The 26,118-nt window shown below is 62.7% G+C and carries 21 protein-coding genes and 2 pseudogenes; 14 read left to right on the top strand and 9 right to left on the bottom strand.

Annotated elements, in window-relative coordinates; translation table 11 throughout:
• Positions 1-620 precede the first annotated feature (620 nt).
• From FV217_RS09105 to FV217_RS09060, 10 genes are all read left to right on the top strand, one after another.
• Entirely contained in the window at positions 621-935 is a 315-nt protein-coding gene (locus FV217_RS09105; RefSeq protein ID WP_147816875.1) for a hypothetical protein, read from the top strand.
• Between the two features lie 205 nt (positions 936-1,140).
• Positions 1,141-2,241, top strand: coding sequence for a hypothetical protein (locus FV217_RS09100; RefSeq protein WP_147816874.1), 1,101 nt, complete (start codon positions 1,141-1,143; stop codon positions 2,239-2,241).
• A gap of 111 nt (positions 2,242-2,352) precedes the next feature.
• Positions 2,353-3,276, top strand: a complete 924-nt coding sequence (locus tag FV217_RS09095) for a metallophosphoesterase (protein ID WP_246682744.1) — start codon at positions 2,353-2,355, stop codon at positions 3,274-3,276.
• 485 nt (positions 3,277-3,761) lie between these two features.
• A complete protein-coding gene (locus FV217_RS09090; RefSeq protein WP_187272497.1) occupies positions 3,762-5,450 on the top strand; it encodes an AAA family ATPase in 1,689 nt (562 codons plus the stop codon).
• 72 nt (positions 5,451-5,522) lie between these two features.
• On the top strand, positions 5,523-5,840 hold the full coding sequence (locus FV217_RS09085) for a DUF6634 family protein (RefSeq protein WP_147816872.1): 318 nt from the start codon (positions 5,523-5,525) through the stop codon (positions 5,838-5,840).
• 140 nt (positions 5,841-5,980) lie between these two features.
• Positions 5,981-6,751 (top strand): 3'-5' exonuclease, encoded by a 771-nt coding sequence (locus FV217_RS09080; RefSeq protein ID WP_187272496.1) that lies wholly within the window; start codon positions 5,981-5,983, stop codon positions 6,749-6,751.
• Between the two features lie 111 nt (positions 6,752-6,862).
• Positions 6,863-7,417: a metallophosphoesterase family protein gene (locus FV217_RS09075; protein WP_147816870.1), complete on the top strand. Its 555-nt coding sequence runs from the start codon at positions 6,863-6,865 to the stop codon at positions 7,415-7,417.
• Positions 7,418-7,511: 94 nt separating this feature from the next.
• Positions 7,512-8,252, top strand: a complete 741-nt coding sequence (locus FV217_RS09070; protein WP_187272495.1) for a helix-turn-helix domain-containing protein — start codon at positions 7,512-7,514, stop codon at positions 8,250-8,252.
• Positions 8,253-8,362: 110 nt separating this feature from the next.
• Entirely contained in the window at positions 8,363-9,115 is a 753-nt protein-coding gene (locus FV217_RS09065; RefSeq protein WP_147816868.1) for a hypothetical protein, read from the top strand.
• Positions 9,116-9,371: 256 nt separating this feature from the next.
• On the top strand, positions 9,372-9,869 hold the full coding sequence (locus tag FV217_RS09060) for a hypothetical protein (RefSeq protein WP_187272494.1): 498 nt from the start codon (positions 9,372-9,374) through the stop codon (positions 9,867-9,869).
• 483 nt (positions 9,870-10,352) lie between these two features.
• Here FV217_RS09060 and FV217_RS23755 read toward each other — a convergent pair whose 3' ends face one another.
• The 8 genes and pseudogenes from FV217_RS23755 to FV217_RS09020 form a co-directional block, all read right to left on the bottom strand.
• Positions 10,353-10,505: a hypothetical protein gene (locus FV217_RS23755; RefSeq protein ID WP_348641957.1), complete on the bottom strand. Its 153-nt coding sequence runs from the start codon at positions 10,503-10,505 to the stop codon at positions 10,353-10,355.
• A 165-nt stretch (positions 10,506-10,670) separates the two neighbouring features.
• Positions 10,671-11,144 (bottom strand): hypothetical protein, encoded by a 474-nt coding sequence (locus FV217_RS09050; protein ID WP_147816866.1) that lies wholly within the window; start codon positions 11,142-11,144, stop codon positions 10,671-10,673.
• Between the two features lie 316 nt (positions 11,145-11,460).
• Positions 11,461-12,192 (bottom strand): annotated as a pseudogene (locus FV217_RS09045) (efflux RND transporter permease subunit); the annotation flags it as partial.
• Between the two features lie 190 nt (positions 12,193-12,382).
• Positions 12,383-12,820: a hypothetical protein gene (locus FV217_RS09040; RefSeq protein ID WP_147816865.1), complete on the bottom strand. Its 438-nt coding sequence runs from the start codon at positions 12,818-12,820 to the stop codon at positions 12,383-12,385.
• 773 nt (positions 12,821-13,593) lie between these two features.
• The gene (locus FV217_RS09035; protein WP_147816864.1) at positions 13,594-14,955 is read right to left on the bottom strand and encodes a HAMP domain-containing sensor histidine kinase; all 1,362 of its coding nucleotides are present in this window, start codon (positions 14,953-14,955) and stop codon (positions 13,594-13,596) included.
• Positions 14,942-15,622: a response regulator transcription factor gene (locus tag FV217_RS09030; protein ID WP_147816863.1), complete on the bottom strand. Its 681-nt coding sequence runs from the start codon at positions 15,620-15,622 to the stop codon at positions 14,942-14,944. The genes FV217_RS09035 and FV217_RS09030 overlap by 14 nt, the downstream gene beginning before the upstream one ends.
• A gap of 133 nt (positions 15,623-15,755) precedes the next feature.
• Positions 15,756-17,126, bottom strand: coding sequence for an efflux RND transporter periplasmic adaptor subunit (locus FV217_RS09025; RefSeq protein ID WP_147816862.1), 1,371 nt, complete (start codon positions 17,124-17,126; stop codon positions 15,756-15,758).
• A complete protein-coding gene (locus FV217_RS09020) occupies positions 17,123-20,395 on the bottom strand; it encodes an efflux RND transporter permease subunit (protein WP_147816861.1) in 3,273 nt (1,090 codons plus the stop codon). Before FV217_RS09020 ends, FV217_RS09025 begins: the two co-directional genes overlap by 4 nt.
• Before the next feature lie 439 nt (positions 20,396-20,834).
• On the opposite strand from FV217_RS09020, the gene FV217_RS09015 reads away from it, so the two are divergent.
• The 3 genes from FV217_RS09015 (at position 20,835) to FV217_RS09005 (ending at position 23,404) form a co-directional block, all read left to right on the top strand.
• Positions 20,835-21,167 carry a hypothetical protein gene (locus FV217_RS09015; RefSeq protein ID WP_147816860.1) on the top strand — a complete coding sequence of 111 codons (333 nt, stop codon included), beginning with the start codon at positions 20,835-20,837 and terminating at the stop codon, positions 21,165-21,167.
• A 144-nt stretch (positions 21,168-21,311) separates the two neighbouring features.
• A complete protein-coding gene (locus FV217_RS09010; protein ID WP_147816859.1) occupies positions 21,312-21,605 on the top strand; it encodes a hypothetical protein in 294 nt (97 codons plus the stop codon).
• A 185-nt stretch (positions 21,606-21,790) separates the two neighbouring features.
• Complete coding sequence (locus FV217_RS09005) at positions 21,791-23,404, top strand: hypothetical protein (protein ID WP_147816858.1); 1,614 nt, start codon at positions 21,791-21,793, stop codon at positions 23,402-23,404.
• 390 nt (positions 23,405-23,794) lie between these two features.
• On the opposite strand, the gene FV217_RS09000 is transcribed toward FV217_RS09005, so the two are convergent.
• Positions 23,795-24,499 carry a hypothetical protein gene (locus FV217_RS09000; RefSeq protein ID WP_147816857.1) on the bottom strand — a complete coding sequence of 235 codons (705 nt, stop codon included), beginning with the start codon at positions 24,497-24,499 and terminating at the stop codon, positions 23,795-23,797.
• A 591-nt stretch (positions 24,500-25,090) separates the two neighbouring features.
• On the opposite strand from FV217_RS09000, the pseudogene FV217_RS08995 reads away from it, so the two are divergent.
• A pseudogene (locus tag FV217_RS08995) lies at positions 25,091-25,963 on the top strand (IS110 family transposase); the annotation flags it as partial.
• Positions 25,964-26,118 lie beyond the last annotated feature (155 nt).

Below are 26,118 nucleotides of genomic sequence, written 5' to 3'. Positions count from 1 at the left end.
CGTCCGCCTCGGCACCGCTCCGACATTTCGGGCATTTTGATCAATTTGAGCGCGGTCAGTTCTGACGCGGCGCTTGCATCCGAAGGCTCAAGCCAGCTGAGCGGTGTATGCAGCGAATGCATGTTCTTCGATGCCAAAGCGCCACCCTTCTTAGATTCGAACTAAAAGAGAGGTTGAAGCAGTTTTTCGGTAGAGGAGGGCGATTAGGGCCAACGCCGGTCGTTACTCCATCAAAACCACAATTTGCTCAATTCAGGAAGCGAGTTGACCAAATTTTTCGGAACCAAGATCCGAAGCCGATCCACACGGTGTGCGTTAGTCCGACTTGGTCAATCATGGCAAGATCTCGAGAGCTTACGTCGACTAATCGTCCGGCTGGGATGTTATGGTTAACGATGGCCCTGCCGAATTTTATCTGGATTAAGTAGTTTTTTCGATGATGGGGGCTTGCGGTCCAGCACAGTCGAGTTAGATGCTGTATCGAAGGGGCACATCGCCCCTCGGCGTCGATGTCTAGTTCCGGCAGCTGTCCCTTTCCCGAGGGCGGTCGCCAGCGCGGTTCCCGCCGCGCCAGCGACCTGACCAATCGGCGTCACCCTGCTACAACAGGAGACAGCCCAATGGCTGAAATTATCTACGGCGCAGCTATGCCTGTGCGCAACCTTGTTCGGCACATGCCCGCCGGCGGCTTGCAAGCCCACCCCGACCTCGTCGATCATCCGCTCATCACCCCCGATGTGCAGCTCATGTTGCTCGCTGCCGTCGAAGAGACCGGCGACGCCGCGCTTGGCGATCTCGCCTCAGCCATCCCCGATCATCCGCAGCCAATTTCAGCAGTGATTGCGCTGGTCGACGCCGGACTCCTCGGGATCGACATGGTGAGCGCCTTCGACGCCTCGTGCCGCGTATGGCGCCGGTCCTCACCCCGCCTCTGATTACCGCGCCGGCTCACAGCTCCTGACCGTCATCGGTCCGGCCACGCTTCACCGCGGTTGACCGCGCGGTTTTGCGCGACCTGCCGCTCGTCCGAGCCAGCCATCGACGCCGCCCCGATCCGGGGGCGGCAGCCGTCTCCCCGTGAGCACGCGATCGTCGCCGCATGCTCAGTCGTCGGCAGAACGATGCCGTTGGAGTTTACTCATGATGGACTTCACAACCACCGCCAGCTTGGACGCGGACACCGCATCCAGCTTGGGCTTCCTTGCCGATCGATCTCATGCAGGCAACGAGCGGGGCCCAATCGGATCAGATTTCACGTTTTCTCAGAGCTTGTCTCGGCGCTTTGACGGCGCCCGCCTCGTTACGATGCTTGGCACCGACCTCGTTGTCGGCGTCGCCCCAATCGACGAGGTCTCCCTCTTGTTTCAGGAGCAGGCGCTGACCTCCTATGCCTCCTATCTCGCCCTGTCCCGGACCCAGGATGGCTACCACGTCGCGTTCCAAGAACCTGATGCCGAAGGGGATCAGGTGGTTTCAGGGCACGGTGATTGCGGGTCGACGAAGGTGAAGGTCGGGGAGACCATCCACGTGCCCCGGCGCTGGCAGGAACATCTGCGCCTGCCGCCGATGCGGATCGATCGGCTGTTCATTATCGGATCGACGCACAAGGCCCGCATCGGCAAGGACGGGATCCTGGCGCTACAAGCCTTGATCACCAGGCAGATCCAACGGGCCGGGCACTGCAGCGTGGTCGGAGCGGCCCCGCAGGAAGCGATGCTGGAACGAACCGACCCAGGGCTTGGCGCCCGCTGGCTGGCGGATGCGCGCCAGCTGCTGGTGGGCGCGGGTTGCTTCGCGCTCGAACCACGCGGGACATGGCTTCGGCCGGCGATCCACATCCCTCTGAATGAGCGTACGGGTCCTAACCCCGACACTCCCATCGCGTTGCCGCCGCTGCCCGGGCTGAAGCGCGGCTACCGGCTCGATGTCCCTCTGCCGGTGTTCGGTCTGCAGGGAGCCCGACGTTACGCGCTCGCGTGGCGTGACCTTCGGGCAACTGCAGTGAGCGTGGCGGGCTGCACGATCCTGGAGGCGGGGTCGACGCTGGCCGCCAAGGACAAATCCAGCATCCAGCCGGGGGTGGCCAACAAGCGCCGGCAGCTCGTGGCAGAGGGGGCGGCCTACCTCGGTGACGACGGTCATCTGCATCTCAGGGTGCCGGTGGTGATCCCCTCGCTGACCAATGGCGGTCGTCTCGTCACCGCCACCAACCTTCCGGGCCGCCTGTGGTCCGCGCGGTAGCGGGCTGACCCAAGACCAAGGCCTCGCGGCACGCGGTCTTCCTCCCTCTTCTTCTCGATCAGCCCCCTTTTCGGCACCGCGCCTTCGCGTCGGTGGCCGCCGGAGTGCGCCGTGAACCGTTCCTTTTCGACATCCCCACCCCACGAACTGGTTCATCGCCCATCGCAGCTTGCAGAGGCCAACCGCGTCGCGGCCGATGGACCAAAGCCTTCGGCGTCGATCACCGCGGTGCCCATCATGCGGCTACAAATCGTTTCGGACCTGCATGCTGATCTCGTCGACACTGCACGCTTGCGTCTGGCACCCGGCGCAGATCTCGTGGTCGTGGCAGGCGACACCTGCCAGGGGGGCGTTTCGGCATTCGCCTACCTGCGCCAGCATATTCCGACGCCGACGCCGATCCTCATGGTTATGGGCAACCATGAGTACTACGGCGCGATCCAGGCCGCCGAACTCACCCGGGCGCGGGCCGCCGCACCGAGCTTCGGCATTACCCTCTTGGAGAACGACACCGTCGTGATCGGCGGCGTTCGCTTCCTCGGATGCACCCTCTGGACGGATTATCAGCTCTTCGGTCCGGCGCACCGCCCGGTCGCCATGGCGGCTGCGCGCCGGGCGATGAACGACCATCGCCGGATCGCCGTCTCCCACCTACCGGCATGGCAGTCCTTCCTGCCCGTTGACGCCGCCGATCTACACGAAGCGTCGGTGCGCTTCATCGCCGACACCCTGGCCGTGCCACATGACGGCCCGAGCGTTGTCGTGACCCACCACGCTCCGCATCCGATTTGTGTCGCACCACGCTACGGGCGCGATCCGCTCAGCGCCGCCTTTGCCAGCGATCTCGACGACCTGATCGCGGCGAGCGCACCCGACCTCTGGCTGAGTGGACATACACACCACGCGGTCGACCTCAAGCTCGGGCGGACGCGCCTTGTCTCGAACCCACACGGGTATGGCGGCGAGTGCCAATCCTTCGACCCCCTCCGCATCTTCGAGATCCCAACTGCTCGTCGTGAAGGAGAGCAGGCATGAGCACGCATTACGACATGGTTGCGCGCGCGGGTGCAGGGGCGACGATTCCGGAGACGGCTGGTGTGGGTGAGGCCAAGCCCGGACCTCGAACTCCGACAACGGCCGGCGGTGATCTCGCCAGGACGAGCATTGATAGGCTCGTCGACGAACGACTGGACATGCCTGACGTCGAAGCCGAGGACACCAGTGCTGAATCCGGCGGATCCGGCACAAACGACTCCGGCGCGGACAATCGCCGCCGGGGCTGGCGCGGCGTCCGCAAGTTCGACGGTCTCGTCGACCCGACCAGCCTTCTGGCTCAGGTGGCCGTCACCAGCGTTCTACCGCGGCGCGTCCTCCGGTCTCTGCGCGATGCGAAGCCCCTGGTGGTTGTGATCACGGTACCGAGCAGCTCCTGGGTCGGGCCGGTCGAGGCGGTGGTCGGTCGGATGAGCGGATACAAGGCCGCCTGCATCGCCAAGGCGAACCGGCCGCGTGCCTCCGCCGTGCCCGACCCCGACATCGAGGCCGCAGAGCAGATCGCTGAAGGCCGCCCGGCCGTGGCGATCACGCCGGACAGCGCGTGGATCGCTCCTCTACTTCTCGCCGCGGCCGACGAGCGCATCGACGTGCCGCCCCTCGATGCCAGCCTCGTCAATCGAGCCATCGGGATGTGGTGTGGACGACGCCCCCGCCGGGCCATCGTGCCGGAAGACCTCGCCGGGCTCGACCTTCACGACGTCGCCGCCGCCCTACGCCCGGGTGCAGCCCCGGCCGGCTGTGTGGCACGTATTCGTCGGGCGAGCCATGCGCGCGTCGGGCTGCCCGACGGCGAGGCAGTGACGCCGCTCGATCGCTTGACCGGCTACGGCGAGGCTCACGTCTGGGCAACGCGCGCCGCGGCCGACATCGCCCGGGTACGCCGGGGCGAGATCAAGGCCGAAGCGCTGGAGGGGGCGATCCTCTACGGTCCGCCCGGGACAGGCAAGTCGACGCTCGCCCGCTCCCTCGCCCAGGCGGCCGGGGTCGTTTTTGTAGAAACAAGTGTCGGTCAATGGTTCGCCAACAGCCCCGGCTTCTTGGACAGCGTCATCAAGCAGATCTCCGCCTTCTGCGATCGGCTTGAGATCGCGGCCAGGCAACAAGGATGTGCTGTCGGATTTGTCGACGAGCTCGACGCTTTACCGAATCGATCCCGATTGGATGATCGCGCGGCATCGTGGTGGCTGCCCGCCATTACCTTTTGTCTGCTCAGATTCGAGCAGCTGCGCAAGGCTGGCGTGGTGCTGGTCGCAGCAACCAACGATCTCTCACGCGTCGATACCGCCCTGCTCAGACCGGGGCGGTTCGACCGGTCGTTCCTGATCGGCCCGCCGGACGAGGCCGGCCGCCTCGGGATCCTACGCGTCCATCTCGGAGCGGATCTCGTGGGCGTCGATCTAACGCCGGCCTTGCGCATCAGCCGCGGGATGACCGGGGCGGTGTTGGCCGGCTCGGTGCGGGCCGCCCGGCGCCAGGCTCAGATGGCCGGGCGCGCCATGACCCGCGACGACCTCTTGGCCGAGATCGCCCCGGCCGATTCCCGGCCGGCCGCACAGCTTCGCGCTGTCGCTCTGCATGAGTCCGGTCACGCCCTTGTCGCCATCAGGCTGGGTCTTCCGGTCGTCCAGGTCTCGATCGAAGCCGGGGATGGCCACGGCGGCTCCACCATCGTCGCCATCCGAGACCCTTCGCCAGATCGGAACGCGATCGAGCGGCAGGTGGTCGGCCTGCTCGCCGGGCGTGCCGCCGACGGCATCCTCGGCGAGGGTATCGATGCCGGGGCCGCTTCGGACCTGCGCGACGCGACCCGGCGCCTCGCGGAGGTGCATGGAGCGTTCGGTCTCGGCGAGACCCTAAGCGTCGTGGTCGGGCAGCAGGATGCAGCCCGGTTGCTACGGGAAAACCCGGCAATGGCCGCGCGGGTCGAGGCGGATCTGAGCCGGCTTCAGCTTGCAGCCCAGGACCTCGTCCGTGCCAACCGTGTGGCGGTGCTGGCGCTCGTCGAGGCGCTACTCACACGCCGGGTGATGACCGGCGAAGAGGTCGCGGAGATTGCCGCCGCGCACAAGCCCCGCATCCGGGTCCGGGCCGACCACCGCATCAGGCCGAAGGCTCACGTGTCGTCGGCACCAGATTCTGACCGGCCGCACTGAGCCCGTCGCCACCGCGCCGCGACCGACACTGCCGGTCGTACCCCCGCCGTAGCCCCGACGAGGAAGACCGCCATGCCGAGAACCACCCTCGAACTCTACCTGACATTGGAAGACGCTGTGCGGCTGGAAAGCGCGATGATCGGCTTCGACCGCCTCACCGCCGGCGAGGCGCCCGATCGACACGAACTCGCCGCTGCACCGCTGCTCACCCATTGGCGGCGCACGATGGTCCCGGTGATCGAGCCGGCTTTGATCGGCCGGGTCACCGACCACCCGCAACTCGCCGGTCAGCGGACGGCGGTGACCTCGCGATTGCTGCTGCTCGATCAGACCGGCGGCTGGGCTCGGACGCTGAGCCGGATCTACCGCCTCGGCCGTCCGGCCGATTGAGCGGAGGTGACCCGGCGACCCAGCCAGCCCGACCGCTCTGCCGCTCCCCAGCTGCACTTCCACCCATGCCCGACCCTGCGACCGACCATCCCGATCGGCGCAGTCCGCAACGCGTTCCAAGGCCAATAAAGGAGGCATCCATGTCCACACACGTCGTGGTATTTGACTTGGAGACCGTACCGGATCTGGCTGCAGTCGCGAGGGTGCATGATCTCGACCCCGGCGATGCGGACGCCGCTCGTGACAAGCTCGGCCCCGCCTTCCCGAAGCTGATTTTTCATTCCATCGTTGCCATCGGTGCGCTGATCGCCGTGCGCGAAGATGGCGCCTACCGTGTGCAGGCGCTGGGCGCTCCGCATGTCGGCGAGCGGTCGGAAGGCCGACTCATCGAAGACTTCGCCGGCAAGCTCGACCGCTTGCGCCCGCAACTCGTGTCCTTCAACGGACACGGTTTCGATTTGCCGGTTCTACGCTACCGCGCCATGATCAACGGCATCGCCGCAGCGGGCCTCACTTGCCGGCCGTATTTCCGCCGCTACGACGAAGCCGCGCTCGATCTCTGCGATCACCTCGGCAACTACGACGCCCGTGGTAAGATCGGCCTCGACGCCCTGTGTCGCGCTCTCGATTTGCCAGGCAAGCAAATCGGCGTTGACGGTGCCAGCGTTGCCGGTTTCGTCGCAGCCGGACGCTTGGCCGAGGTGGCCGCTTACTGCGTCTCGGATGTGTGCGCGACCTTCAGATTGTTTCTCGCCTACGAGCTGATGCGCGGAGCCCTCGATCCGGACGGGCATGCCCGCAGCAGTGCCAGTCTCGAACGCTTTATCGCCGCATCCACCGCGGAGTGCCGAGATCGCACGACAAATCCCGTGAGCGGATCGAAATCTGTGCCGATCGGCTGCCCAGCCTGACTGGTCCAAGATCGCAAGTCTCTCTTCCCAAGCCCCCAACATCGCCCGCAATCCGACCTCATACCCGTACCGCGGGCAAAGCTGTCGTGGGCCGACGCTATCGAGGTTCACGTGCCCCAGACCTGGTTCACAAGTGATACACACTTCGGTCACGCCAATGTTATCGAATATAGCAACCGGCCATTTGTCGACATTCAGGCGCACGATGAAGCGCTGATCGCCGCCTGGAACGCGCGGGTCGCAAACTCCGATGAGATCTGGCATCTCGGTGACTTTGCGCTCGGTCTCGACGCGACCGCCCTGGCTCGGGTGTTCCGGCGCCTGCACGGGCGCAAGCACCTGATTGTCGGGAACCACGACGCGAAGGCGGTATTGCGCCTGCCGTGGTCCTCACCGCCGCGGCAAATGCACGAGATCATCGTCGAGGGGCGTCGAGTGGTGCTGTGCCACTACGCGATGCGCTCGTGGCGACGGATTCATAAGGGTGCCGTACATCTCTACGGCCACACCCACGGCACCATCCCGGGCACACGCCACTCCGAAGATGCCGGCGTCGACGCCTGGGACTACGCGCCGGTGATCCTGTCCGACCTGCTCACGCGGATGGCCGTGAACACCAGGATCGAGGACGAACTGGTGAGCGCCTCAGCTTCAACCAGCGTGTGATGAGCCAGCTGCACCTCCGGCGCGAACCCGATTGCATTGAGGCCCGATCTTGGGAATTATACGAACTCATATCCCATCTCCGAGGTGCAAAATCGTGTCCGTCTTGAAGCAGCGTATCGGAGAGCGCCTTAGTAAGCTCGGCTTGAATCAGTCGGAACTCGCGCGGCGAGCTGGGGTCTCTCCATCGTTCGTGACGGACATCATGACAGAGCGGAAGAAATCGATCCGCTCAGAGCCGCTCTTCAGGATCGCCGCTGCCTTGGAAGTCGAGCCGAGTTACCTGACCGTCGCATCTCGGCTCGGTCGTCTACCGCGATCCGGCCCAGAAGCCGATATGCCCTTTGACGACGCCGACCTTGCCTCAGTGCCACCCCCGGTAAAGCTTCTCGCTCCATTTATCACAGCCGATCAGGAGGCTGACTGGGGCGCTTACCTTGAGAATGACGCGTACTTGCCGGTATTTGCTGCGCTTGTTAAATCCGAAAATCTTATCGTTATTCAGCAGCCGCATGCCCGTGTCAGGCGTCCGCCTCAACTAGCTGATGTCCGCGGTAGCTATGCCGTTCGTGTGCCAAATGATGATCTCTCACCGCGATACCTCAAGGGCGAACTCATCTACGCCCAACCGGAACGCTCGCTTATCGGGGCTCGCTGGATCGTCGCGGTAAGGACGTTACCGGCGGGCGGACGTCTCGAACTCCAGCGAGCCAGAGGCTTTACCGAGATCGGCATCCACCTCGCCGCGGGCGAACGGCAGTCTTCTTCCCTAGTGCCGTATACGGACCTGATCGCTCTCCATCGGATCGTGCTGGCCGGCGACGACGTCGCGGCCTGAACGCGCCTGGGCATGGGCCTCTTCGTTAACCGTTCGACCCGATCGCCGTTGCGTCGACCTTTGGGATATGGGATATCAAAATCCTCATATATCCCAAGGAACGTCCTTCCATGTGCATCCAAGATTTCGAAAACTGCGTCATTCTTGGTTCTCCGACAACCGACCAGGCCAGCGAGGCCCAGCTGAAGGCACGCGGGGCTTTGACCCCTCGCGAAGCCGGGTATCTCATCCTTGCTCTCGAACAGCGGCCGGAGGCGCAGCCCTCAGCCGTTCCTGAGCACGTACGGAAGGCTAGTCGCTCAGCTCGAAGCGAGCTGCTGTCTGCCCAAGGGGTCGATGGCGCAGAACTTGCCGGTAAGCTGGAGTGCCTGAACGAAAGCGTGCGACAGGCAGTGGTTGCCGGTGCGCGTCGCGCCCTGACGCTACCCGTACCCTTCCTGGTTGGTCCGAACGGGCTGTTCAGTCAGCAAGCTCTTCAGGCGACCGGGCTGGCGCCTTTAGCGGAGAATCTAGATTGCGGTCTTGTAATTGTGCGACTGGCCGAGCTCGACGTCTTGGAACTGCCTGTACGGCATGATGCAGGCCAGATCGGACTGGCTCGCGATCATGATCTGATCGATGTGTGCATTGGTCTTCGGGACTACGCCAAGGCCGTACTGCTGGACGGCGATGAGTCAGGCGACGAGATTGGCTACCGAATGGCCTGTTACCTTCTTAAAAAGTCCGGGCGGCAACACCTGCGTGTTGAAGAGGATAAATTTGGTAATGTTGCATTATTAAATATCAGTTTGGAAGCGCTTCGATCTGATATTCTGGACGGCTCCATGCGGAAAATCCTGCTTGCCGGCGTGAATGCTCCGTAATCGGGTCAATATCATCAGCTAAATTCTACCTCGCCCAAATCTAGCTCCGAATATTGATGTAGCTAAAAAATATTTACGGGCGGGGATGGTCGGCTCCGATCATCCCTGCGGCCTCGATTGCGGCTCCCTCAACAAAAATAATTCACTAGATCTTTTTCTAAGATCACGCTTTGAGGCTGACAGCTAGTCGAACCCCCGCCCTCCTCAATTATTCTCTTTGAAAGAGTACAGTATGTCGACACACTATTCAGCTGCCTTGGCCGAGGCCATCATCGCCCGCCTCGACATCGAAAGCTTCATCCGGTCCTGGAACACCGGCTCGGGCTCAATCATCATTAGCTACGGCTCGCTCCTCGACGCCCTTGCCTTCAAGCCCGACCGGCTCGCGGCTTTCGAGTCAGCAATGGAGGAAGCCGCAGTAGATGGCTGCGAGAACCTCGACAGCACGCTTTGCGCACTGCTCGAACCCCTCATCCTCAGCACGGCCATGATCGCCATTTTGAAGGTCTGCGACGACTGGGCCGAGGAAATCACCGCCGCCGGGCCGGAGATCGTAGTGGAGACGAGGCCGTTTTCCGGCGCGCAAGACTTCATCGATTGGGCCGTGGCCCGGGACGAGCCGCCTGCCGAGCTCTGTGGCCCGAACGGCGAGGAAATCCTCAACAACGAGACTATCAAGACCTTACTGCGTCGCGCGCTCAGCGTCGCCACGGCGAACGCACAGCGAGTAGATTGGCTGCGAGCCGAATCGTGAGAATCTAAAGAACTCTCGGCTAGGTTTTGCGATCTTTGCTCCGACTGCGCTACAACATGGCTTGAGTGTAAGTCGACTTCGACGCATGCCTGTGGAACGCGTCGACGACCGTGACTAGTGGACAAAATCTGACACTTGGCTCCCGCTCGCGAGGTCGGCTTGGTGATGAGCCTGCTTCGGCAGCGCCTTATCTGGGCCGCTACTCCGGTAGGCTGAGACCTCCATCGGCAGATAGGGCGAAGCCTGGGTTCCAAGCGACCTCCCAAATGAAGCCGTCCGGATCTGCGAAGTGGCCGTGATAGCCCCCCCCAGACCGCTTCCTGTGCAGGCTGCGTGACACGTCCCCCCTAGCGCCTCCGCCTGGGCAAGCACGGCGTCCACCTCGTCCCGGCTGCGCGTATTGTAGGCTAGGGTCAGGCCCTGAGACGGCGTGGCTTGTAAGGGGACGCCGGCATCGGCGGCCAAGTCGGCGTGGGGGTACAGCTACAGGCCGATGCCGTTGAGTTGAAAGAAGGCGACGCCTTCGGCCGCGATGATCTTCCTTGGCCATCCGGACCCTTCGTAGAAGGCCGTGGCGCGTACAAGATCGGTGACCCCCAGGGTCACGAGACTGAAGCGCGGCTCGATCACCCCCATCGGCGCAATTGCGCCGCTGCTGTCAAGGATTACATAGGGTCGGAATCGCCCCTCGCGGTGGGTACCAAGTGTCTGACTTGTACCACTTGGTCGAAATCTAACGCTGGGTACCCTCCACGAACGTCCGCAATAGCGTGAAAAGGGGCCCCGAAGGGCCCCTGGAAATCACATGCGGTGATGGCGATGGCCGTGGCCATGACGCATCATATGGCCCCGGTGGTGATGGTGGCGCATCATGTGACCGCGCATATGATGGTGGCCCATCATGCGGCTGTGCCCACGATGGCCGTCCATCCGGACCTCGGTTACGGCGGTCGGGGCGTCGACCGCACCGATCATGCCGGGAGCGGCGGAGGCCGGAACGATCGAGGCAGCACTCAGTGTGGCCAGGATGGCGGCGGCGAACAGAGACTTCCTTATGGGTGTCCTCATTTCATTGTTTTTCGGCGCGGCGTCAGAGTTGATGCGAAACGGGTCTAGGGAACGGCACAGCTTCGGATTCGGTTCCGGGAGGTGCGTTGTTCTCCACTCTCCGGCGGGCGGAGGAGAATCTTTCCCAACGTCGCCTGCCGCTCCGGGGCGTTCAGTCTGCGCGTGCCGGCCATTGATGGCGCTGGTGCCCGGGGTCGAGGTCGGCATGAGCGTGCTCGATCACGTCTGGATCTGAGCCTGCCCAGAGCTAGGCCGTGAGCGAACGTTACCAGTGGTCGCAACCGGTCGGCAGCGGGCCCAGGGCATGGGTTCCATCCGTCAGATTTTGACCACTAGAATAAGCACTCCGGACACGCCTTGGCGAAGCCATTGGCGTAGGTCGAGTTCTTCACGTCGGCATCGAGCGCAACGACCTGATGGTTCACGGCTTTGAGCGCGTTCAGGTGGGTCGGATCATGGAACCGCGGGCGCCGACTTCGGGGCGCTCACGGCGGCTTAGGCGGCCCCGATGCCGGCAGCCTACTCAGCCCGGCACGGAATGCGGCACGGGCTCATGCACGGCCCCTGGCTCCGCAGCAGCCCGCTCCCCCGCCTCAACCTCCTGCCGCTTGAACAGCCGCATCACCACCACGAAGAACACCGGCACGAAGAACACCGCGAGCACGGTGGCCGAGATCATGCCGCCCATCACGCCGGTGCCAATGGCCTGCTGGCTCTTCGAGGCGGCGCCGGTGGCGATGGCCAGCGGCACCACGCCGAAGATGAAGGCGAGCGAGGTCATCACGATCGGGCGGAAACGCAGGCGCGCGGCGGTGATCGTCGCCTCCACGATCGAGGTGCCGGGCTTCCACAGGTCCTTGGCGAATTCCACGATCAGGATCGCGTTCTTGGCCGAGAGGCCGATGATCGTGATGAGCCCGATCTTGAAATAGACGTCGTTCGGCATGCCGCGCAGGTAGACCGCGGCCACCGAGCCGATGACGCCGAGCGGGATCACGAGCAGGACCGAGAGCAGGATCGCCCAGCTCTCGTAGAGCGCCGCGAGGCAGAGGAAGACGATCAGCACCGAGAGGGCGAGGAGCAGCGAGGCCTGGCTGCCGGCCTCCTTCTCCTGCAGCGACTGGCCGGTCCAGGCGTAGCCGAACCCCTTCGGCAGGTAGGTCATCAGCCGCTCCATCTCCTTGATGGTGTCGCCGGAGGTGTAGCCGGGGGCGGGCTCGCCGGTGAAGCGCACCGACTGGTAGCCGTTGAAGCCGTATGCCGGGAAAGTCAGTTCTCGTCGACCCGTTCTGCCAGGATCACGCCCAGTCTTGATGCTGTCCTCCGTCGACGCCATGAGCGGAATGACTCTTCTGGATTGAAGCAAGGCGGACGGCACCGGCTTGTATCTAATCAAAGCCGTCTTTCCAGAATGATGAAAAGACATCAGATCATCGGTCGAAAGTCTACATTGTTCGGTGGTGCAACGCATGCGAGAGCGCCGATTGCTCTCGAGTCTTGAAGCCGCCGACGCGAGGAAATGCTCGCGATTGGACCGTTCTTTTCTCAGCTGTGCAGGTACCCACCACGTTGTGCCTTCGCGTCCGATAGCGCTTCCGGTCGACGCTCCGTGGAGAGGAGAAATCGTATCCGTAGGCGCCGCCTATCGCGGACCCGAGCGTGACGCCCTCGACACCGCCCTGTTGCATCATCGTCTTCATGCCAGGCTGCAGTTTGTCGTCTTGCGTGGTGTCGAAGACGGTCGAGCCGAGTTCGACACCCTCGATACCGCCCTGCTGCATCATCGTTTGCATGCCGGGCTGTAGATCTTGCGCCTGCGCTCCAGCGACTGATGTCAGGCTAAGGGCGAGCAACACTACCTTGGTAATCCGGTAACGTCTCATCTTGTCGGCTCCATTCGCGAGATGTGTGTGCATTTGCCCGCCGGCAATCGATTGCTCGCCGGATAGAATTATGGTGTCTTGGCTTCAACGAGATGGCCCGCAGGATCGGGGCGACCCGAAAGGGCTTCACCGTCACCACCAGCCGTGACGAACGCGATTGTGGTAACGACTCCACCGGCGTGGCCCATAGGACCAGCGGCTACTCGATCGGCGCCAGCGCGATGCTCCGTCACCACTTGGCCAGATGCCCCCCGTGCGGTCATTGCCCGTAGCGGCAGCATCCCGATCCAGACCGTCACCGCTGACAAGCTGGATAAGATTCCGGTCAAAGCGCGTACTGGTCGCTTTGGCGCCGTGAATGCCGGCAACCATCGCAAGCGAGCAACTTATTGCTATAAATATTTTCATCTGCTCAATCCTTATAGACCGAGAGGCAAATCTACGATCTCGGAACATATATAATGTGCACAACTATTTATAGGTATTTAATTCTGAAATTTTTTTTATTTGTTATATTTACATCCATTGAGTCATGACTTTTAGTAGCAGTTATTCAAAAATTAAAATAGATTTTTATTGCTTGATACGCACCCTCCGGCACATACCAAAGCGCATGCCCCATCCCCCACACTGTGGGGCACGCACTCACCGCGAGCGCGTAGCCTATGCAGCGCGCTCGCGGTGAAGTCTGGAGCCTCCGCTCCAGTGAGACCTGAAGACTTTGCCGGTCGGCCCGCCCGACCGGCACCTTTTGGTGCGTTAGCTTGCCCTGCTCAGCTGGCGGAGAGTGCAGGATGGCCGGTCCGGCTCTGCAGCGTGGCGCGACAGCCCGGTAGGTCGTTCACGAGCACAAAGTCGAGGTTGTGCAACCTGGCGATCGACTCGACCAGGCTTAACCCGATCCCAAACCCGGAATAGACCCGTGCTCCGCTGCTCCTGTGGAACCGCTGTTTCACGCGTGCGAGTTCCGTTTCTGGTATGCCGCAACCCGAATCCGCGACCACGAAACCGACGGGTTCCGCGGTTGCCGCAACCAGCACCCGGCCACCTTCCGGGGTGAACTTGATGGCGTTGTCGATGAGGTTGCTTGCGGCCTCGAACAACAGGCTGGCATCCCCGTCGATCACGATCTCCGCCTCCGGCTTCTCCCAGATGAGCACGAGTCCCTTGTCCGCGGCGAGGGGCTCGTAATATTCGAAGGCGTCGTCGAGGATGCGGACGAGATCGACATGCAAGAACCCTGCACGCCGGACCCGGTCCTCGAGCTCCGAAATTCTCAGGAGTGCCGAGAAGCGCACGACGATCTGGCGTAGTTCGGTGAGAACGTCCTCGTTCGCGGCGCGGAAGTCATCCATGGTCCGCGCGTTGCGTAGCGAACGCTCGAGGCTCGCCATCACCCGGGTCAGCGGTGTGCGCAGGTCGTGGGCGATGTTCTCGTTGACACCCTTCACCTCGCTCATCAGGCGTTCGAGCTGCTCCAGCATGTCGTTCACGACGCTGGTAAGGTGACCGAAATCGGCGGAGAGGCCGCGGCTCGGGAGCCGGCCCGAGAGATCGCCCCGCATGATCTTCTCGGCAGACGACGTGATCGCCTCGATCTGGCGTAGCGAGCCGACGCCGAACACGATCGCGCCGACGAAGCCGATGCCGATGGTGGCAGCGATGCCCCAGGCGAAGGTGTCGACGAGCGCGGTCTCCAGGGCTTCCAGCACCTTGGCCGAGCGGCTGACGAGCAGCAGATTGTCGTCCGGCAGACGGCTCAGCATGCTGTAGAATGCGAGTGGCCGACCGCCGACCGTCTGTTTCAGCTCGAATGGCCTATCGATCGGAGCCGATTTGGGGAAAGGCAGGTCGGCGCCCGCGATCCGGTGGCCCTTTGGGTCGAACACCACGAGCGGTCGACCGCCCTGCTCGAAATCCTCCCAGGCATCGGTTCGCTCGTGCAGCTGTGCGGTCGAGAGCCGGGTCAGGCGCGACGATTCCCATCGGACCCACTCGTAGGCCGCCGTGCGGCCGTAGCTGCGCGTCTCGAGATAGAGGAACCCGAACAGGGCGAGCGAGGCCGCCCCGAAGGTGGCGAAGAACAGCAGCGCGACATTGAACCCGCTGGTGCGATGAAGGTCACGCAGACGCACGGAGAATGAAGCCCGTGTTACGCACCGTATGGATGCACGGGTTCAACCCGTCCGGATCGATCTTCTTGCGGATCTTGCCGATATGCACGTCGATAACGCTCGACTGGTGGTTGAAGCTGTAGCCCCACACGGATTCGAAGATCATCTTCCGGCTGACGAGCGTGTTGGCGTTGCGCATCAGGAACTCGACGATCGCGAACTCCTTCGGCAGAAGGTCGACCTCCCTCTCTCCACGGAAAAGGACCCGGTCGATCAGGTCGAGGCGCAGGTCCCCGACGACGAGCTCGCTGATGGCTTCGGCGGCGATGCGACGGCGGGCCAGCGCATCGACCCGCGCGGTTAGCTCGATGAACTCGAAGGGTTTTGCGAGATAGTCGTCGCCGCCGGCCCGCAGGCCGTCGACCCGATCGTTCACAGCGGAGAGCGCGCTCAGGATCAGTACCGGCGTCGAGACCTTCGCCTCCCGTAATTGCCCAAGCAGCGAGAGCCCGTCGATCTCCGGCAACATGCGGTCGAGAACGATCACGTCGAAATCGCCCTCCATCGCCTTCTTTAGCCCGGTCGATCCGGTGAAAGCGTCATCGACGCGGAATCCGTGATCGGACAGGGCCGAGCCGATCTCGGCCGCGACGCGGTTGTCGTCTTCGATGATCAACACGCGTGCCATGGGACGCTTCCTCGTGCCGTCAGGCTTGTTACGCATAGCCATAGATAGGCAGCCGCCTAACGAAGCCATGAGGGGAAAATACGGGTCCGCCGTGTGCAGGGCGCAGCCCGGCCCGGTGTCGTCGGCAGGACACTCATTCCGCCTTGACCTGGATGGGGGGCGATGCAGCCGCGACCGTCTTGGGAGCAGCCGCGTCGTCGCCGGTCTTGGCCACTGTGACCTTGGCTCCATCCTGAAGGTCGGCAGGCGGGCTGAGGACGACACGTTCGCCTCCGTTCAGGCCGTCGCGCAGCTCCAAGGTCGTCCCGAGATCGCGCGCGATCGTGACCGGTGCGAGCTTCACGGTGTCGTTGGGCTCGACCACGGCGACCTGCGTTCCCTTGGCGTCAAAGATCAGGGCCTCGGACGGTATCGCGACGCTCGGCTGCGAACGCGGCACTGAGAAGGTCACGGTGACGTACAGGCCCGGCCTCAGGATGCCGTCGAGATTGGCGACGTCTACCTGGGTCGTCAGCGTGCGTGCGGAGGAGCGGAGCGCGATCGAGCTGCGGGAGACACTGCCGGAGAACGCCTTTTGTGGCATCTGGGGCACCGAGACCGTGGCCGAGACGCCGTCGTGGATGTCGATGGCCGCATATTGCGGGATCTGCACCGAGACGCGGAGGACGTCGTCGCTCTCAATCGAGAACATCGGCGAGCCCGACCCGGAATCGGCATGGACGAGATCGCCGACATCGACTTTGCGGTCGGTGATGATGCCGTCGAATGGCGCGGTCACGTTCTCGAAGCCCGTCAGCGCCGAAAGCCGGTCGGCGGTCGCCTGCTGCGCAGCGAGGTTGGCCTCGGCAACCTTCACACGCGCATCCGCGGCGTTCAGGGTCGCGGCGGCGGTCTGCACCTTGGCGCGGCTGGTATCGGCGGTCTGCTTGGAGGCCCAGCCCTGGCCGGCGAGCGTCGCGGTGCGGCCGTCGGTGACGTTGGCGAGGGTGACATCGGCCTTGGCCTGGTCGACGTTCGCCTTGGCCTCGACGAGCTGCGCCCGCATCTGGCCGAGCTGGGCCTGGGCTTGGCTGAGTTGCTCGTCGAGATCGGGGGCGGCGATGCGCACGAGCAGATCGCCCTTCTTCACCCGCGAGCCGATATCGACCTTGCGTTCGGCGACGTAGCCGGTGGCGCGGGCGAAGACGTCGGCTTTGTCGAAAGCTTCGGTCTGGCCCGGCAGCGTCAGCCGCATCGGCTTGTCGTCGCGGCCGGCCGGCATCGTGCGGACCTCCGGCACATAGTCGATGGTCTCCTGCTGGGTCTCCTGCGCTGCCGCGACCTCTCCCCAGTGATGCCAGCCTCCGAGGCCGAGCCCGCCGGAGAGGACGACCAGTGCGATCACGAACGGCAGCTTGCGTGGTGGCGGGGCATCCTCATGGGCGAGAGCGGTGTCGGCACGGTCGGCGGCCAGCGGGTCGATCTCGATCGCGTCGTGGTGTCGATCAACGGTCTCGGCGCTCATGCGTAGTCCTCGAGGGGCTTGACCGTGCCGCGGCGCAGCAGGGTGTAGAGGAAGGGGACGAAGATCAGGGTCGAGCAGGTACCCATGGCGATGCCGCCGAGCACGGCGCGGGCGAGTGCCGCGTTCTGCTCAGAGCCCTCGCCCGAGCCGATCGCCATCGGGATCAGACCGAGGAACATAGCCGCGGCCGTCATCAGCACCGGGCGCAGGCGGGTCTGGCCGGCGACCATGGCGGCCTCGATTGCCGAGCAGCCGGTCGCCTCGCGGTGCTCTTTGGCGAAGGTGACAAGGAGGATCGAGTTCGCCGAGGCCACGCCCACGGACATGATCGCGCCGAACAGGGCGGGGATCGAGAACGTGGTCCCGGTGATGAACAGGCTCATGACGATGCCGCAGAACGCGAGCGGCAGGGCCGCCAGCACCACGAAGGGATCGCCCCAGGTCTGGTAGTTCAGGACGAGGAGCAGGTAGACCGCCACCAGCGCGATGCCGAGGCCGACCTCAAGGTGGAAGAAGGCGCTCTCCATGCTCTCTATCTGGCCGCGGATGCGGATCTTGTCGGGCGCCGGAAGGCCGGCCTGCTCCTCGTCGACGATCTGGTCGATGGCGTTGCGGACGGAGCCGAGATCGGAGTTCTGGACGCTCGCCAGCACGTCGTAGGTCGGCTGCGTGTTGACGTGACTGACTACCGTCTGCTCGGGCTTGCGCTCCATCGAGGCGACGCTCGACAGCAGGATCGGGATGCCGGGGTCGCCATGGTCGGCATCACGCACGGCTAGCGGCGTGTTCATCAGGCTGGTCATGCTGGCGTTGCGGTATTCCGGCGTCTGCACCCAGAGCTGGTAGGGCGTTCCGGTTTTCGGATCGGCCCAGAAGTTCGGGCTGACCTGGAAGGAGCCGGACAGCGAGACGTTCAGGTTCTGCGCGATCTCCTGCTCGGACAGGCCCATCTCGGAGGCGAGCTTGCGGTCGACGTTCACGTAGAACTGCGGCGCGTCGACGATCTGGTGCAGGTGGACGTCCACCGCCCCGCGCACCTTGGAGATCCGCCGCACGAGGTCCTGCGCCGTAGCGAGGTCTTTCACATCGTGCCGGCCCGTCACCTGGACGTCGATCTGCGCGATCGTGCCGAAGTTCAGGATTTGGGTGATGATGTCGGAGGGTTGGAAGTAGAAGACCACGTCCGGAAAGTCCTTGCGCAGGGATTTCCGGAGCTGCTTCTCGTAGAACGAGATCGGCTTGTGCTCGCCCTTCAGGCTGATGAGCATCTGGCCGTCGTTGTAGGCGACGAAGGACGCGTCGATGAAGGCGAAGTTGTAGTTCGAAGCCGGCAGGCCGATGTTGTCGAGGATCAGCCCGAGTTCGTCCTTCGGCACAGTGCGCCGCACCGCATCCTCGACCTTGGCGAAGACCGTCTCCGTCGTTTCGATCCGCATGCCCGGGCGGGTGCGGATGTGGAGCGTCATCTGGCTCGATTCGATCTGTGGGAAGTAATCCTGCCCGACGAAGGGGAAGAGCGTGCCGGCGACAGCGAAGATGAGCAGCACGCCGGCGACCGTCGCGATGCGGTGGCCGATCACCACCCGCAGCAGGCCGACATAGCCACGATGGAAGCGCGTGAAGCCGCGCTCGAAGGCGGCGCGGAACGCCGTTGCTGCCCGCCCGATCGGCCGGAACGGCATCGCGAGGCCGCGCCCGACCAGCGACATCGTGCGGCCGAGAACGGAGCGCCGGAGCGCGATCGGCTCCGGGTCCGCACCGGCCTGTTTCGGCGCGTGGTTTTGCGCGTATTCGCGCGCCACGAACACGTCGATCAGGATCGGCACCAGCGTCAGCGACAGCACGTAGGAGGCCAGCATCGCGAACACGACCGCCTCGGCCTGCGGCGTGAACAGGTACTTCGGCGCATCGGTGAGGAAGAACACCGCGACGAAGGCGGCGCAGATCGCCAGCGTCGAGATCAGCGCCGGCTTGGCGATCCCCGACACGCCCATCACCACGGATTTACGGAAGGGCTGGCCCTCCTCGAACATTCGGTAGGTGTTCTCGATGGCCACCGTCGCGTGGTCGACGAGGATGCCCACCGAGAGCGCAAGGCCGCCGAGGGTCATGATGTTGATGGTCTCGCCCATAGCGGTGAGCACGCTGAGCGAGGTCAGGATCGCCAGCGGGATCGTGATCAGCACGACGACGGTTGAGCGCCACGAACCGAGGAAGAGCAGGATGGTGAGCCCGGTGAGGCCCGCCGCGATCACCGCTTCGCGCACCACGTCCCGGATCGCGTCCGACACGAAGACCGACTGGTCGAAGAGTGGCGTGATCGTCATGCCCGCCGGGGCTGCGGCGCGAATGTCCGGCAGCGATTTCTTGACATTGTTGACGACGTCGAGGGTCGAGGCGGCACCGTTCTTGAGGATCTGCAGCAGCACCGAATGGTGCCCGTCGGCGCGCACGATGTTGAGCTGCGGCGGCGCCCCGTCGCGGACATGCGCGACGTCCCGCAGCAGCACCGGCTGTCCGTCGACGACCTTGACCGGGATGCGGTTGAGCTGGTCAACGAGTTCCGGCGAGGCGTTGAGGCGGATCGCGTATTGCTGCTCGCCGATCTTGGCGAGGCCCGAGGGAACCGCGAGGTTCTGCTTCAGCACGGCATTGGTGACGTCGAGGGGCGTCATGCCGACGGCACGCAGGGCCGCCAGGTCGAGATCGACCATGACCTGGCGCGGGGCTCCGCCATAGGGCGAGGGCAGCGTCGAGCCCGGCACCTCGGCGAGGCGCTGGCGGGTGCGGTACTGCGCGTAGTCGAATACCTTGGTGAGCGTGTCCTTCGTCGAGGACAGCGCGAGCTGGATCACTGGCACGGAGGAGGCTGAGAAGCGCATGATCACAGGCGGCTGCACGCCGGGCGGCATGCGCGAGCGCACGGCGTTCATGGCGGAATCTACCTGCGTGATCGCGAGATCGATGCTGACGCTCGGATCGAAGTAGATCCGCTCCGTCACCGTGCCCTGGATCGAGGTCGAGTCGATGCGCTTGATGTTGTTGACGTTCGAGGACAGCGAGAACTCGCTGTAATTCGTGATGCGCTGGACGATGTCGGTCGTGTCGAGGCCGTTATAGGTCCAGACCACCACCACCACGGGGATGTCGACCGCCGGGAGCACGTCCTTGGGGGCGACGATGATCGAGCCCGCACCCGCGAGCATCATCAGCACGGCCAGCACGAAGAAGCTGTTGCGGAACTTCAGGGCAAACCGAACGACACCCATCGCGATACGCGGACCTTGCTGCGGAGGAATGCGGGGAACGAGGCCTCCCGCCGGGGGCGACCGGCCGGCAGCAGAGGCCTTCGCCCGCCTGCTGATCGATCCTGGCCACAACGTCCGGGTAAGTCGAAGGCTCGGCGGCCACCAATGAATTCGATTTCAATCTTGAAATTTCATTTTGGTTTTGGCGTCCGGACGGGATTTGCCAAAGATCTTCGTTCTGCTTGCCGTTGCGATGCAAGGCGCTCTGCATGCACCGCATTTTGAATACAATCGCAAAACTAAAACCGATTTCAAGGTTCAAAATTGTTTGAATAAAATAAAGCGATGTTCATTTGATCCAAAGGAAAGACAGCCGCATTGTATGGCCAAGCGGACGGCAGCGGCACAAGCCGAAGCAACCGCCGGAACGAGTACTGCTCAAATATCGGAGACTATCTGTATGTCGACGTCCATGCGCTCCGCCCTGACGGCCCTTGCTGCATTCGGCGCTCTCGGCGCCCTTTCGGCCGCTGCCGAGGCTCATCCGCTGCACCATGCGGCCCACCACGTCGCCCATCATGCCCAGGCCACCCGCGAAGCACAGTCCGGCCAGTACATTAGCACCGGCTTTGCCGAGCCGGCCCCGATGATGGCGGAGGCATCGCGCCGGTCCTGGATCCACGCCCCGCGCGACGACGACAGCGCGAATGCCAAGAACCCCGCTCTCCCCTGGTACGCCCGCGGCCGCGGCCAGGAGACCGGCGGTCCAGACCGGATGGAAATCGGCGAGTAATCGCCACTCTCGATCATTCACGGCCTCGTCCGCGCCGCGCGTGGGCGAGGCCGTCGTCGTTAGATGGGCAACCAGCTGTCGAGCCAGCGGCCCCGAGCTGGTCTCGACGGCAATCACACCTCTCTCGATCCGGGATCTTCAGTGATGCGCTTCGCACTGCCGGTCGCACTCGGCGCGGCGGCGCTCCTAACCTGCGCCGGAACGGCATGCGCAGAGAGCCGGATCCCGGCCGGGGGCGCCTTCATGAACAGCTACACCTCGGACCCGTATTTCGATCCGAAATCGGCCTGGTCCCAGCAGCACTCCACCGGCGATATCGGTGGGCAGATCATGCTCGCCGAGCCCCCCGGCTATCCGCCGGCCTGTTCGATCTTCGACCCGGCTTGTGCCGCCCGTCGTGGCGCATGGCTGCGACACATGCGGCACGGATCACGCTGAGGCATGCGTCCGACAACCGCCTGGGTCGACATTCCTCTGGCCGAAGCAAGATTTATCAAGATTTCAAAAACAAAAAGATTGTTCAATTTCCGCGTCATCAAACTTACACGGCTATCTTGGCAGTAGACGTTGCGCGCTGCCGAGCGGCGGCCGCATCGTGATCTCCAACTTAGTCGGCCATAGCCATGGATCGTCTCTCCTCGAGGCTGAAAGAACGTGTCGCAACGGCACTGGTTCTGACATTGCTCGCCGCCTTTCCAAATCCTGCCTCCGCGATGGACGAGGCGGCGACGGAAGCGCGTCTCGCGGCGCTGCAGAAGCAGATGGCGGCGATGCAGCGCGAGTTGCAGACCCTCCGGCGACGCCCCGCCCCGACTGCCGTTGCCGAGGCGCGCTCCGCCACGGGTCCCGGCGGCAGCCGCCTGACCCGGCGCACGCAGGCTCTGCAGGGCATCCCCGGCTCCGAGCCGCGGACGCCGGCCTTCGTCCAGGCCGAGACGGTCTGCGAGGGCAACGCCATGCCCCTCGGCCATGTCTGCTTCACGCCCGGCGGTTTCGTCGAACTCGCCGGCTTCTACCGCACGCCGAACCAGGCGGCCGACATCGCCAGCGATTTCGCCGGCATCCCCTTCCGCAATTCCTTCCAGGCGCGCGAGGGAGAGTTTCGGTTCAGCGCCCGCCAGAGCCGGCTCTCCGGCCTCGTCACCGCGATGATCGACCCGAGCTTGAAAGCTTCCGGCTATGCCGAATTCGACTTCCTGGGCGCCGGGGTCACCTCCAACAGCCGCGAGAGCAACAGTTACGTTCCACGCATCCGGCAGGTCTGGGCCGCCCTCGACCAATCGGAGTGGGGCGTGCACGTCCTCGCGGGCCAGGCCTTCAGTCTCGCGACGACCAACCTCAGCGGGATCACGCCGCTGAAGGAGCAGATTCCGTTGACCATCGACGCGCAGTATGTGCCGGGCTTCAACTGGGCCCGCACGCCACAGATCCGTGTCAGCAAGGACCTCGGCCAGGGCCTCTGGGCGGCGGCCTCGCTCGAAAGTCCGCAATCCGTTTTGCCGCCGAGCCCCTTCACGGTTCCCGCCGGGATCAACCTCAACAACAGTGGCGACGCAGGTGGCCTCAACAACTCGACGACGACCTACAGCAACAGCGAGGCGCCCGACATCCTCGCAAAACTCGCTTGGGAGCCGGGCTGGGGCCATTACGAGTTGAAGGGCGTGGGACGTCTGTTCAGCGACAGGCTGGTCGGCAAAACCGACACCGAGGCCGGATACGGAATCGGCGGTGCGGCAACACTGCCGATCGTCAAGGACTACGCCGACCTACAACTCTCCGGCCTCGCCGGGCGTGGCATTGGCCGTTACGGCTCCGCCCAGCTTCCGGACTTCGCGCTCCGGGCCGACGGCTCAGTAGCAGCGGTGCCGATGTTCCAGCTGCTTGCCGGCCTCGTCGGTCACGTCCAACCGGGAACCGACGTCTACGCCTATGCTGGCTGGGAACATGCCGAACGCACTGGTTCGCTCAGCCTCGCCGGTTATGGTTCGCCCAATCTCGTTGTGACGGGTTGCGACGTGGAGGGCTCGGCAGCCGCACTCTGCCAGGCCGAGAGCCGCGACATTCGCCAAGTCACCGGCGGCTTCTGGCACGACCTCTACAAAGGAAGCTATGGCCGCCTCGTCGCAGGTGCGCAGGCGTCGTACACCACCCGGGACGCATTCCGCGGCGCGGCGGGCGTTGCACCATCCACGCATATGGTCGTTGGGTTGGCCTCGCTGCGGTACTATCCATTCTAGATCGCAGGCACTGACGCCCACAGTCCATGGACAAACAGATGGCGGTCACTGGTTCTCCGCCGTTGGAGTAGGTCCGGCAAAACAGGATGCCGTAATTTCCGGTTGTCTACCAGACGTAGATCGCGCAGATTTCCATAGTATAGAGGCGATTTTCAAGAAGCTAAATCAGTGCGCAGCTGGATTATTTCACAAATCGGAGGCGCATCAATTTATTGGATGGGCCCTTTTAAACCCCACGTTTATTCTTCCGTTAAAAACACATCTATTGATTTAAAAGTATTATTCATGAACTCAGTTCTAGTCCATCATTTAATATTGCCCACGATGGAGAATTATGAAAAACAACTCATATAATACCCATGATTGATTGGTATACCTTCTTTGGCCGCGTTATGGTTCGGGGATCTTTTGAGAGATTGGCTTGATATCCGTGGTTCTGAGTAAAATTTCCATTACATCTCGCCCATCTCTCTGAGTTTTGAATTCTGTTTGTAATGCAAGCTGAAGATCCGGCGAATAGTATACTTGCCCCTTTGTTTGGAGAGGTGAATTATGAGCCTGGGATGTGACATCGAAAAGCGCGACGCCGAACAGGCAGCCCGATATCATCATCTGGTCTTCGCGTATGTACTTGAAGCTAGACTCAGACAACGACGAATTCCCCGGTGACGTCGTCATTTGCATTGATACTTTAAATTGGTGATTTTTTCGATTGCCCATATAATCGAAATCTAGTGGCAAATCCTGCTTGTAGGTAACCTGAAATGGTTTATCGATCCTGCCATAGACTTGCATGGATTGAGGCTTGCCGTACGCGAAAATCTGCTTCGTTAATGTACCTGCGCGATCTTCATATGATTTTACAATCCCATCTTTCTCCCGAAAAATTTGGCGCTTCGCCAAATCCCTCGTAGGTTCGCCCAAACTTTCTCCTGGAGCCTTCACAGATCTACGTACGAATTCTTGATTGACCTCGAAAGGATCGAGGCCTTTTTTTAGAGTCTGACAGTCGATATTTTGAGAAAACACAGACTGACTGTATGTGAGACAAAAAAACAGGCATGTATTTTTTAAGAACATCGAGAGGCCATTCATAGGTGCTTACCGTCGGGAATAACCGCGGCGCCAGTGCGTGCTAGGATGCACATAGACGGTGTACCGTCCAGGCCCTCTAGGACCGTAGGGGCGCTCTATCCTCGATGCGTCGTATCCCGGCTGTATCAGAGAAGGGTTTTGCAGCTCTGCCCGTAAGCCAGAGTCGCCTTCGCCGCTGGCAAACGCGACTGAGCTGAAGGTGCTGGCGGCAAGGAAGACAACCAAGAGAACGAATTTCGCCAAAGTTGCATCCTTTAGAAGCAGGAATGTGCAATCGTGAATTTTTACGATCTCAAATTACTACCATAAATTCGGCTAATCAACATTATTTTTATATAATAAAAATTGAAATATTAAAAAATTTAAATTTTTGAAATTCATGCCACTAGGCATTCAGTCTTGATTTCACTAAATCGCTTGAAGACATGCGCTTCGACCGTTCGGAGTTATCATCTTGGCCTTCTCCGCCTGTGGCCCTCCCCCATTGAAGTGGTCTGCCCTTTGGTATGATGGTGTGGAACGGCCCTGCTTGCGGCAGTGCTGATCTGGTTTTTTAAATCCGGATCAGTTCTCGAACGCGGAGGAACCGAAATGTCTGAGATTCACGTTGTCGGCCTCGATCTAGCTAAGCAGATCTTTCAGGTGCACGCGATCACCTCGGAGGGCGCCGTGGTGGTGAGACGGCAATTGCGCCGCTCGCAGGTGCTGACATTCTTCTCCAAGTTGCCATCCTGCCTCGTCGGGATGGAGGCATGCGGCGGTGCTCACTTCTGGGCGCGTGAGATTGCGAGGCTTGGCCATCAGGTGCGCCTTATGCCGCCGAACTACGTCAAGCCTTACGTGAAGCGCGGCAAGACAGATGCGGGCGATGCAGAAGCGATCTGTGAGGCGGTGAGCCGTCCAACGATGCGCTTCGTGCCAGTCAAGACAGCCGAGCAGCAGGCCGCCGCCATGGTGTTGAAGACACGCGACCTGCTCGTACGCCAGCGGAACCAAGCGATTAACGCGTTGCGGGCTCACCTATCGGAGTTGGGCATCGTGAGCGGCACGGGGGTCAGCCGAGTGGCGGGTCTGATCGGCATTGTCCGAGACCCTGACGATGCGCGGCTTCCGGTCATCGCGCGGCAAGTCCTTGTGGATCTGTCCGATCACATCGAAGCGTTGACCGAACGCCTTCACCGCTTGGACCGCGAGATCGTGGCCCGGTCACGGGAGGACGCGGACCTCCGGAGGCTGACGGCGGTCCCTGGTATTGGACCCATCTCGGCAGCGTCGCTGAAAGCCCTCGTCCCCGATCCGAGTAGGTTCATCTCCGGACGGCACTTCGCAGCCTGGCTTGGCCTGACACCGCGCGCTCATTCCAGCGGAGGTAAAGAGCGTCTGGGCCGGATCTCGAAGATGGGCAATCCGACCTTGCGAACCTTGCTGATCCTGGGCGCGACGACGGTACTGCGTCACGCGCGCAATGGCGGGAAAGCTTCACCGTGGTTGCTGTTTGATCCCAGGGTTTGATGGGGCACTCTTCACGCCGGAGTGGAGGGACGCGCTATGGGCCAAGTTCTTCACGGCAGCGCCACAACGACGGAGGCGGTCCGTCGAGCGATCCAGCATAGTCAAGC

Source organism: Methylobacterium sp. WL9, from assembly GCF_008040035.1.
Taxonomy (GTDB): domain Bacteria; phylum Pseudomonadota; class Alphaproteobacteria; order Rhizobiales; family Beijerinckiaceae; genus Methylobacterium; species Methylobacterium thuringiense.
The sequence above is the reverse complement of the archived record's forward strand: the minus strand, read 5'-3'. Positions and strand labels throughout refer to the sequence as shown.